This window comes from Micromonospora sp. DH13 (genome assembly GCF_020873825.1).
Taxonomy (GTDB): domain Bacteria; phylum Actinomycetota; class Actinomycetes; order Mycobacteriales; family Micromonosporaceae; genus Micromonospora; species Micromonospora haikouensis.
In genome coordinates this window covers 1-11,347 of the sequence record NZ_JAHWGR010000070.1, presented here as the reverse complement: position 1 = coordinate 11,347, position 11,347 = coordinate 1, and the positions used below count along the sequence as shown (strand labels likewise).

General features: G+C 73.6%; 2 protein-coding genes. Both read left to right on the top strand.

Features of this window, described 5'->3' with window-relative positions:
* The first annotated feature begins 178 nt into the window (after positions 1-178).
* Positions 179-580 (top strand): hypothetical protein, encoded by a 402-nt coding sequence (locus LPA42_RS32985; RefSeq protein WP_144082752.1) that lies wholly within the window; start codon positions 179-181, stop codon positions 578-580.
* 100 nt (positions 581-680) lie between these two features.
* A partial coding sequence (locus tag LPA42_RS32980; protein ID WP_228987122.1) for a type I polyketide synthase occupies positions 681-11,347 on the top strand: 10,667 nt, incomplete at its 3' end.

Below are 11,347 nucleotides of genomic sequence, written 5' to 3'. Positions count from 1 at the left end.
GTCCGGCCCGCTCGTGCGCGGTTGCGCTTCGGTCGCCGACCGCCAGAACGACGCGCGCATTAGGCTCAATTAAGAGCCGGTGGCCATGATTTCTTCCGGGGCCGCAAGACCCCTTTCCCGGCCGCGCCCACGGTGCCCGCCGGGACCGCGGCGTTTCGAGGAATCAGGGACGGAAATCATGTATCTCGACAAGCTCAGAGAGGTCTGCCACACGAATGTGCACCGGGAGAGCCGTCCGGGGGTGGGGCACCACCTCACCTTCACGGAGGAGCTCTACGACGTCGACGGCAACCTCGTCTCCACCTCCGAAGGCATGGCGGTGGTCTACGGCGACCCGGCGGACGGCAGCCTGATGCAGCTCATGACGGCCACCGAGAAACTGGCCGACGGCACCATCAGCTGGACCGGCACGGTGCGGCAGGAAGACCCCAACGGAACCGAATTCGTGGTCAACAGTTTCCCGGCGATCGGCGTCAGCGGGCGCTACGCCGGAAAGACGGGGACGCGCACCTTCAAATTCGTCGAGCGGCCCGACGAGCACACCACGATCTGTGAGGCCACCATTTACATGGAGGACTGAGAACGGTTGTTCCGGTGCCGCGGCGGTGTGTCGTCCCGCGCGGCCGGTTCCCGTTTCAGTCGACCGCCTTCAGCCGTGCGAGGAAAGCGACCAGGACCTGATGAACGATCACGCCACCGTCCCTGCGCGCCACCCGGAGCCGGACGACGCGATAGCCGTCGTCGGACTGTCCTGCCGGCTGCCTCAGGCACCGGACCCGGCCGCGTTCTGGCGGCTGCTGGCCGAGGGGCGCAGCGCCGTCACGGCCACGCCGCCGGACCGGTGGCCGGACGCCGGGGCGGACAACCCGGGCCTGCGGCACGGCGGCTTCCTGGACGACGTCGACCGGTTCGACCCGGCCTTCTTCGGCATCTCACCCCGCGAGGCCGCGGGGATGGACCCGCAGCAGCGGCTGATGCTCGAGCTGGCGTGGGAGGCGCTCGAAGACGCGATGATCGTCCCCGCGAGCCTGGCCGGCGGCCCGGTGGGCGTCTTCGTCGGGGCCATCGGCGACGACTACGCGGCCCTGCTGCAGCGCAGCGGCCCGGACGCCGTCGACCAGCACTCGCTGACCGGCACCCGGCGGGGCATCATCGCCAACCGGATCTCGTACACGCTGGGGTTGCGCGGCCCGAGCCTCACGGTCGACGCCGCGCAGGCGTCGGCCCTGGTGGCCGTGCACCTGGCGGCCGAGAGCATCCGGTCCGGCGAGTCCACCCTCGCCCTGGCCGGGGGCGTCAACCTGAACGTGGCGACGGCGTCGGCCGTGGAGACGGAACGCTTCGGCGCGCTCTCCCCGGACGGCCGCTGCTACACCTTCGACTCCCGCGCGAACGGCTACGTGCGGGGCGAGGGCGGCGGATTCGTCGTCCTGAAGCGACTGTCGACCGCGCTGGCCGACGGCGACGAGATCTACTGCCTCGTCCGCGGCACCGCGGTGAACAACGACGGCGCCACGGCCGGGCTCACCGTGCCCAGCGTCGACGCCCAGCGCGAGGTGATGCTCCGGGCCCACGAGCGCACCGGCCTGACGCCCGGCGCAGTCCAGTACGTCGAACTGCACGGCACCGGGACGAGGGTCGGCGACCCCGTCGAGGCCGCCTCCGTCGGGGCGGCTCTCGGCGCGGCCCGCGCCGGCTCGCCCCTGCTCGTCGGTTCCGCCAAGACCAACGTCGGCCACCTGGAGGGCGCCGCCGGCATCGTCGGTCTCCTCAAGGCCGCCCTCAGCGTCAAGCACCGGCTGCTCCCGGCGAGCCTGAACTTCGCGGAGCCGAACCCGGACATCGACACCGCCGCCCTCAACCTCGAGGTCAACACGACGCTGCGCCCCTGGCCGCGAGCCGACGAGCCGCTCGTCGCCGGGGTCAACTCGTTCGGCATGGGCGGCACGAACTGTCACGTGGTGGTCTCCGAGCCCCCGACCGCCCCCGACCGCGCCGCCCCGGCGGTTCCGGCCGCTCCCCCGGTCGTGCCCTGGGTGGTGTCCGGCCGGGGCGGGGCGGCACTGCGCGCGCAGGCGGCGGCGCTGCTGGCCGGCGTCGAGGAGCAGCCGGACCTCGACCCGGTGGACGTCGGCTGGTCGCTGCTCACCACGAGATCCGCGTTCGCCGATCGCGCCGTCGTCCTCGCGAGTGACCGCGAGGGACTGCTGCGCGGCCTGGCCAAGGTCGCCGGGGGCGAAGGCGGGCCCGGGGTGGTCACCGGCCGGGTCGCCGCGGCGCGGGGCAAGACGGTTTTCGTGTTTCCGGGTCACGGCACCCAATACCCCCGCATGGGCCTCGACCTCTACACCACCAACCCCACCTTCGCCCACCACCTACAAGCCTGCGACACCGCACTCCAACCCCACACCGGCTGGTCACTCCTCGACGTCCTCCACCAAAAACCCGACGCACCCGACCTCGACCGCGTCGACGTCGTCCAACCCGCCATCTTCGCCATCACCGTCGCCCTCGCCCGCACCTGGCAACACCACGGCATCCACCCCCACGCCGTCATCGGCCACTCCCAAGGCGAAATCGCCGCCGCCCACATCGCCGGCGCCCTCACCCTCAACGACGCCGCCAAAATCATCACCCACCGCGGCCTCACCGCCCACACCCTCACCGGCACCGGCGGCATGGCCGCCATCCCCCTACCCCCCGACACCGTCACCACCCACCTCCAACACCACCCCACCCTCCACATCGCCGCCCACAACAGCCCCCACAACACCGTCATCACCGGCGACCTCGAAACCCTCCACACCCTCATCACCCACTACCAACAACAAGGCATCCAAGCCCGCCCCATCCCCATCGGATACGCCTCCCACAGCCCCCACATCGACCAACTCCGCCACCACCTCCTCACCACCCTCAACGACATCACCCCCACCACCCCCACCATCCCCTTCCACTCCACCACCCACCCCCACACCACACCCACCCTCAACAACCACTACTGGTACGACAACCTCCGCCAACCAGTCCAACTCCACACCACCATCACCCACCTCCTCCACACCGGACACACCCACTACATCGAAACCAGCCCCCACCCCATCCTCACCACACCCATCCAACACACCATCGACACCACCACCACCAAAGCCACCACCATCCCCACACTCCACCGCAACCGACCCGGCTGGTCGTCCTTCCTCGCGAACCTCGCCGCCGTGCACGCCGACGGCGGGAGCGTCGACTGGGCGCCGATCTTCGCTGACCAGCAGCCGCGCCGCGTGCCACTGCCGACCTACCGGTTCCAGCGGAGCCGCCACTGGCTGGCGTCCGGGACGCCGCAGCGGCAGCTCCCCGGGCCCGAGGCCGCCGGCCCGCAGACCGCAGAGCCCCCGGCGTCACCGGCCGCGGCCGGCGTGCCGGACTCCGTCCCGCCGGCCGCGCGCCGGCGCGCGGTCCTGGAGCGGGTACGCGCCGACGTCGCCGTCGTCCTCGGCCACTCCAGCGTGGCGGACCTCGACGTGAGCAGGCCGTTCAAGGATCTGGGCTTCGACTCCCCGCTCATGGTGGAGCTGCGCGACCGGGTGGTCGCCTCGACCGGGCTGACGCTCCCGGTGGCGGCGCTGTTCAGCCACCCGACCCCGGAGGCCCTCGCCGAGCACCTGTGCGACCGGCTCGCCGCGTCGTCCGCATCGGCCGCGACGGCGGCAGCGGACACCCGGGCCGACGACGCCACCGACGACCCGATCGCGATCGTCGGCATGGCCTGCCGCTTCCCCGGCGGGGTGCGGTCCCCGGAGCACCTGTGGCGGCTGGTGGAGACCGGCACGGACGCGATCTCCGACTTCCCGGACAACCGCGGGTGGGACCTCGACACGCTGTTCGACCCGGAGGCGGCCAGCGGCACGTCCTCGGTGCGCCGTGGTGGCTTCCTGCTCGACGCGGACCTGTTCGACCCGGCCTTCTTCGGCATCAGCCCCCGCGAGGCACAGGCGATGGATCCGCAGCAGCGGGTGCTGCTGGAGGTGTCCTGGGAGGCGCTGGAGCGGGCGGGCATCGACCCGCTGTCACTGCGCAACAGCCGGACCGGCGTGTTCGTCGGCGCCATGTCCCAGGAGTACGGCCCGCGCCTGGCCGAGGGCGCCGGGGAGCTGGAGGGATTCCTGCTCACCGGCACGACGGCGAGTGTCGCGTCCGGCCGCATCGCGTACACGCTCGGCCTGCAGGGCCCCACGCTGACGGTGGACACCGCCTGCTCGTCGTCGTTGGTGGCACTGCACCTCGCCGCGCGCGCCCTGCGCGGGGGCGAGTGCGGGCTGGCGATCGCCGGCGGGGTGACGGTGATGTCCGCGCCCGGCATCTTCGTCGAGTTCAGCCGCCAGCAGGGGCTGTCGCCGACCGGCAGGTGCCGGGCGTTCGCCGACGCGGCGGACGGCACCGCCTGGTCGGAGGGCGCCGGCATGGTGGTGCTCGAACGGCTGTCGGACGCGCGCCGCAACGGCCACCGGGTGCTCGCGCTCGTCCGCGGCTCCGCCGTCAACTCCGACGGGACGAGCAACGGGCTGACCGCGCCCAACGGCGCCTCGCAGCAGCAGGTGATCCGCCAGGCGCTCGCCGACGCGGGCCTGCGGCCGGTCGACGTGGACGTCGTGGAGGCGCACGGCACCGGCACGAGGCTCGGCGACCCGATCGAGGCGCAGGCGATCCTCGACACCTACGGCCAGGGCCGACCCGACGACGCGCCGCTGTGGCTGGGCTCGCTCAAGTCGAACATCGGGCACGCCCAGGCCGCGGCCGGTGTCGGCGGCCTGATCAAGATGGTGCTGGCGCTGCGGCACGAGTCGCTGCCCCGCACACTGCACGTGGACCGGCCCACCCGCCAGGTCGACTGGTCCGCCGGCACGGTGCGGCTGCTCACCGAGGAGCGGCCCTGGCCACGCGCCACCGTGCGGCGGGCGGCGGTGTCGTCGTTCGGCATCAGCGGCACCAACGCGCACCTGGTGCTCGAACAGGCCCCCGACCCTGCGGAGCCGGCCGGGCCGGGCGACGACCAGCCGGTCGGCCTGCCCTGGCTGGTCTCCGGCCACGACGAGCAGGGGCTACGGGCCCAGGCCGACCGCCTCAGCCGGTTCCTCGACACCGTGTCCGACGACCTGATCGGCGACGTGGGCCGGGCGCTGGCCACCACCCGCCCCGCGTTCGCCCGCCGCGCCGTCGTCTCCGGCGTCGACCGTGCCGCCCTGCGCGCCGGCCTCGACGCGCTGGCGCAGGGCGAACCGGCCGCCCACGTCCAGGTGGGCACGGCGCGGGAGCGGGGGAAGATCGTGTTCGTCTTCCCCGGGCAGGGCTCGCAGTGGGCCGGGATGGCCGCCGAGCTGATGCGGACCTCGACGGTGTTCCGGGAGGAGCTGCTCGCCTGCGCCGACGCGCTCCAGCCGTACCTGGACTGGTCCCTGCGCGACGTGCTGTCCGGCCGCGAGGGAGCGCCCCGGCTGGACCGCTCCGACGTGGTGCAGTGCGCGACGTTCGCGGTGGTGGCCGCGCTCGCGGCGCTGTGGCGGTCGATGGGGGTGGAGCCGGACGCCGTCATGGGCCACTCCCAGGGCGAGATCGCCGCGGCGTACGTCGCCGGTGCGCTGACCCTGCCGGACGCCGCCCGGGTGGTGGCCCTGCGCGGCAGGGCGCTGCTGTCGGTGGCGCACACGGGCGGCCTGGTGTCGGTGGCCCGGTCCCGATCCGACGTGGACGAGCTGATCGGACGCTGGCCCGGCCGGCTGTCGGTCGCCGCGCTGAACAGCCCCGTCTCCACGATCGTCGCCGGGGACCTCGACGCCCTCGGCGAGCTGCTCGCGGAGTGCGCCGCGACCGGGGTGTGGGCGCGGCGGGTGCCGATCGACTACGCGTCGCACTCGGCGCACGTGGACCCGCTGCGCGACGAGCTGGCCGAGGTGCTCGCGCCGGTCACGCCGCACGAGCCGCGGATCCCGTTCCGCTCCACCGTGGAGGGTGTCCGGGGCGGGCCTTTCCGGACCGACGCCGAGTACTGGTACGACAACATGCGCAACCGGGTCGAGTTCGAGCCGACGATCCGGGAGCTGGTGGCCGAGGGGTTCGGGACGTTCATCGAGGTGAGCCCGCACCCGGTGCTGACCACCGCGGTGGAGCAGACCCTGGAGGCCGAGGGTGCCGGGCACGCCGTCGTGGCGGAGTCGCTGCGCCGCGACGACGGCGGCTGGGCCCGCTTCGCGTCGTCCCTCGGCCGCGTCCACGTCCACGGGGTGCCGGTGGACTGGTCCGCCGCCTTCGCCGGCCGGCCGGCGCGACCCGTCGACCTGCCGACCTCGTCGTTCCGCCGGCAGCGGTACTGGATCGAGTCCGGGCGGCGCGGGGCGGACACGCTCGGGCACCCGTTCCTCGGCACCGTCACCGAGCTCGCCGTCGGCGACGGGCACGTGCTCTCCGGCACGCTGTCCCGGGCCGCCCACCCGTGGCTGGGTGACCACGCGATACAGGGCACCGTGCTGCTGCCCGGCACGGCGTTGCTGGAGCTGGCCGTGCGCGCCGGGCGCGAGCTGGGCTGCGCGTCCGCCGAGGAGCTCACCCTGGAGTCGCCGCTGCCCGTGCCCGAGGACGGCGAGGTCCAGCTCCAGATCGTCGTGGACGCCGCCGACGCGTCGGGGCGCCGGCCGCTGCGGCTGTTCAGCCGCGGCGACGAGACCGGCTGGACCCGCCACGCCAGCGGCTTCCTCTCGGCGGCGGCTCCGGATCAGGGGCCCGCGCCGGCCACCGCCGCGTGGCCGCCGCGGCGGGCGACCGCACTCGACGTCGCGGCGCTGTACGACGCCCTCGACGAGCACGGCTACCAGTACGGTCCGTCGTTCCGGCAGGTCCAGGCGGCCTGGCGGGCCGGCGACGACCTCTTCGCCGAGGTGGCGGTCCCGGCGGAGCTGCTCGCCGAGGGCAGCCGCTTCGTCTTTCACCCCGCGCTGCTCGACGCCGCGCTGCACCCGCTCGTGGCGACCGGGCTGCTCGGCGAGGACGACGGGCGGATCCTGCTGCCGTTCGGGTGGACCGGGTTCACGGTCACCGGGCTCCCCGGCGATGCGGGCGTCGCCGAACGGGTGCGGGTACGGGTGCGGCTCGTCCCGGCCGCCTCCGGCGGCGTCGACCTCACGGTCACCGACGACACCGGCACGCTGGTCCTCGCCACGGGCTCGCTGACGCTGCGGCCCGTGGCCACCGACCGGCTGCTGCCGGCGCGGCAGATGCGGCACCTGTACCGGGTCGACTGGGAGCCCCTCCCGACGGGCGTCCCGGAGAGCGCCCGGTGGGCGGTGCTCGGCGACGCGGCCCTCGGCGTGGCCCGCGCCGGTGGCGTGACCGCCGCGGCGTACCCCGATCTGACCGCCTTGTCCACGGCGGTGGACGGCGGTGACCCGCGGCCGGACCTGGTTCTCGTGGACCCGGTGGCCGACGCCGTCGGCGAGGGCGACGACGGCGCCCCGGACGCCTCGGCGCACCTGTTCGCCGGGCGGGCCCTCGCCCTCGTGCAGGACTGGCTCGCCGACGAGCACCTCACGGGTGCGCGGCTGGTCGTCCTCACCCGGCGGGCGATGGCCGTGGGCGCCGCGGACGATCCGTCACCGGCGTCGGCGACGGTGTGGGGACTGTTGCGGTCGGCGCAGACCGAACATCCCGACCGGCTGGTCCTGCTCGACCTGGACGACGACGAGACGTCCGCGCGGTCGATCGCCGCCGCGGCCACCAGCGGCGAACCGCAGCTGGCCGTACGCGCGGGCGAGGTGCGCCGGCCGCGGCTGGTCCCGGTCGCTGCGGAGGCCGCCCCGCCGGTCCCCGGGCTCGACGGCACGGCCCCCGGGCTCGACGGTGGTCCCGCCACCGGCGGCACGGTCCTCCTCACCGGCGGCACCGGCGGGCTCGGTGGCCTGGTCGCCCGGCACCTCGTCGGCGTCCACGGGGTGCGCCACCTCCTTCTGCTCAGCCGGCGCGGCGGCGCGTCCCCGGGCGCGGAGGCGCTGGAGGCCGAGCTGCGCGCCCTCGGGGCGGAGGTGACGTTCGCCGCCGCCGACGCGGCCGACCGGGCGTCGCTGGCGGGCGTCCTCGCGGCCGTGCCGGCGGACCGGCCGCTCCGCGCGGTCGTGCACCTCGCCGGTGCCCTCGACGACGGCGCCGTGGTCTCCCTGACCCCCGAGCGGATCGACACGGTGCTGAGGTCCAAGGCCGACAGCGCGTGGCACCTGCACGAACTGACCCGCGACCTGCCGCTCGCCGCGTTCGTGCTGTTCTCGTCGGTGATCGCCACGGTGGGCGGGGCGGGGCAGGCGAACTACGCGGCGGCGAACGCCTTCCTGGACGCCCTGGCCGGGCACCGGCGCGCCGCCGGCCTGCCCGCCGTGTCCCTCGCCTGGGGTCTGTGGGGCGACGCGGACGGCATGGCCGGCGGGCTCTCCGAGGCCGACCGGGCGCGCCTGCGTCGCAACGGCGTGGCGGCCATGACGAGCGGCGAGGCGCTCGCCCTGCTGGACGCCGCGCTGGCCACCGACCGGGCCGTCGTGGTCCCGGCCAAGCTCGACCTCGCCTCGGTACGCGCGGAACACGAGCACGCAGCGGTCCCGGCGCTGTTCCGCCGGCTCCTGCCCCGGGTGGGTGCGTCCGGCACCCGTGCCGCCGCTCCCGCGTCGGCCGTGCTGGCCCGGCAACTCGCCGGCCTGTCCCCGCAGGAGCGGGAGGAGACGCTGACCGCCCTGGTCCGGGTGAAGGCGGCGGAGGTCCTCGGGCACGACGGGGCACACACGATCGAGCCGGACCGGGCCCTGCGGGAACAGGGGCTGGACTCCCTGACCACGGTGGAGCTGCGCAACCGGATGAGCGCCGCCGTCGGGATGCCGCTGCCGGCCACGGTGGTGTTCGAGCATCCGACGGTGACCGCGCTGGCCCGGTATCTCGCCGAACGGCTCACCGGGACGCAGCACGTCGACGAGGTGAAGGCGGTCCGGGTCGACAGCGACGAGCCGGTGGCGATCGTGGGAATGGGCTGCCGCTACCCCGGCGGCATCCGCTCCCCCCACGACCTGTGGCAACTCGTCCTCAACGGCACCGACGCCATCAGCGAGTTCCCCACCGACCGCGGCTGGAACCTCGACACCCTCTACCACCCCGACCCCGACCACCCCGGCACCAGCTACACCCGCCACGGCGGCTTCCTCCACGACGCCGCCGACTTCGACCCCGACTTCTTCGGCATGAGCCCCCGCGAAGCCCTCGCCACCGACCCCCAACAACGCCTCCTCCTCGAAACCACCTGGGAAACCCTCGAACACGCCGGCATCGACCCCACCACCCTGCGCGGCACCCACACCGGCGTCTTCACCGGCGTCATGTACGACGACTACGGCAACCGCCTCATGCAGGCCTCGCCCGACGGGTACGAGGGTTTCCTGCTGTCCGGGAACCAGACGAGTGTGGCGTCCGGCCGGGTGGCCTACGCGCTGGACCTGGCCGGACCGGCGCTGACCGTGGACACGGCGTGCTCGTCGTCGCTGGTGGCGTTGCACCTGGCCGTCCAGGCCCTGCGCAACGGCGAGTGCGACCTCGCCCTGGCCGGCGGCGTCACCGTGATGGCCACCCCCGCGTCGTTCGTGGAGTTCAGCCGCCAGCGCGGCCTCGCCTCCGACGGGCGGTCGAAGTCTTTCGCGGCGAGCGCCGACGGTGTCGCGTGGAGCGAGGGCGTGGGACTGCTGCTGGTCGAACGGCTCTCCGACGCCCAACGCAACGGCCACCGCATCCTCGCCGTCGTCCGCGGCTCCGCCGTCAACTCCGACGGGGCCTCCAACGGCCTCACCGCACCCAGTGCCCCGGCACAACGCCGTCTGATCCGGCAGGCGCTGGCCACCGCCGGCCTCGCCCCCGCCGACGTCGACGCGGTCGAGGCGCACGGCACCGGCACGAAACTGGGCGACCCGATCGAGGCCGAGGCGCTGCTGGCCACCTACGGCCAGGACCGCGACCAACCCCTCTGGCTCGGCAGCATCAAATCCAACATCGGCCACACCCAAGCCGCCGCCGGAGCCGCCGGCATCATCAAAATGATCCAGGCCATCCAGCACGGGGTCCTGCCGAAGACCCTCCACGTCGACGCCCCCACCCCCCACGTCGACTGGACCACCGGCAACATCCAGCTCCTCACCGACACCCAGGAATGGCCCGACCACGGGCGGCCCCGCCGTGCCGCCGTCTCCTCCTTCGGCATCAGCGGCACCAACGCCCACGTCATCCTCGAACAGGCACCCCCGGTCGCCGAGCCGGAACAGGGCGCGCCCGCCGACCGGTCCGGCCCGCTGACGTGGACCCTGTCCGCGAAGACCCCCACGGCGCTACGCCAGCACGCCCGACAGCTGCTGCACCACCTCACCGCCCACCCGGAGTTGAGCGCGGCGGACGTCGCGGCGGCGTTGACCACCCGCGCCGCCCTGCCGCACCGCGCCGCCGTGGTCGGCGACACCCGGGAGGAGCTCACCGAGGCCCTCACCGCCCTGTCCGCCGGCGATTCCCACCGCCGCCTGGTCGAGGGGACCGAGATCACCGGGAAGACGGTTTTCGTGTTTCCGGGTCACGGCACCCAATACCCCCGCATGGGCCTCGACCTCTACACCACCAACCCCACCTTCGCCCACCACCTACAAGCCTGCGACACCGCACTCCAACCCCACACCGGCTGGTCACTCCTCGACGTCCTCCACCAAAAACCCGACGCACCCGACCTCGACCGCGTCGACGTCGTCCAACCCGCCATCTTCGCCATCACCGTCGCCCTCGCCCGCACCTGGCAACACCACGGCATCCACCCCCACGCCGTCATCGGCCACTCCCAAGGCGAAATCGCCGCCGCCCACATCGCCGGCGCCCTCACCCTCAACGACGCCGCCAAAATCATCACCCACCGCGGCCTCACCGCCCACACCCTCACCGGCACCGGCGGCATGGCCGCCATCCCCCTACCCCCCGACACCGTCACCACCCACCTCCAACACCACCCCACCCTCCACATCGCCGCCCACAACAGCCCCCACAACACCGTCATCACCGGCGACCTCGAAACCCTCCACACCCTCATCACCCACTACCAACAACAAGGCATCCAAGCCCGCCCCATCCCCATCGGATACGCCTCCCACAGCCCCCACATCGACCAACTCCGCCACCACCTCCTCACCACCCTCAACGACATCTCCTCCACCAACCCCACCATCCCCTTCCACTCCACCACCCACCCCCACACCACACCCACCCTCAACAACCACTACTGGTACGACAACCTCCGCCAACC

Coding starts and splice junctions, on each gene's coding strand:
- LPA42_RS32985 (WP_144082752.1), top strand. CDS start 179: ATGTATCTCGACAAGCTCAGAGAGGTCTGCCACACGAATGTGCACCGG.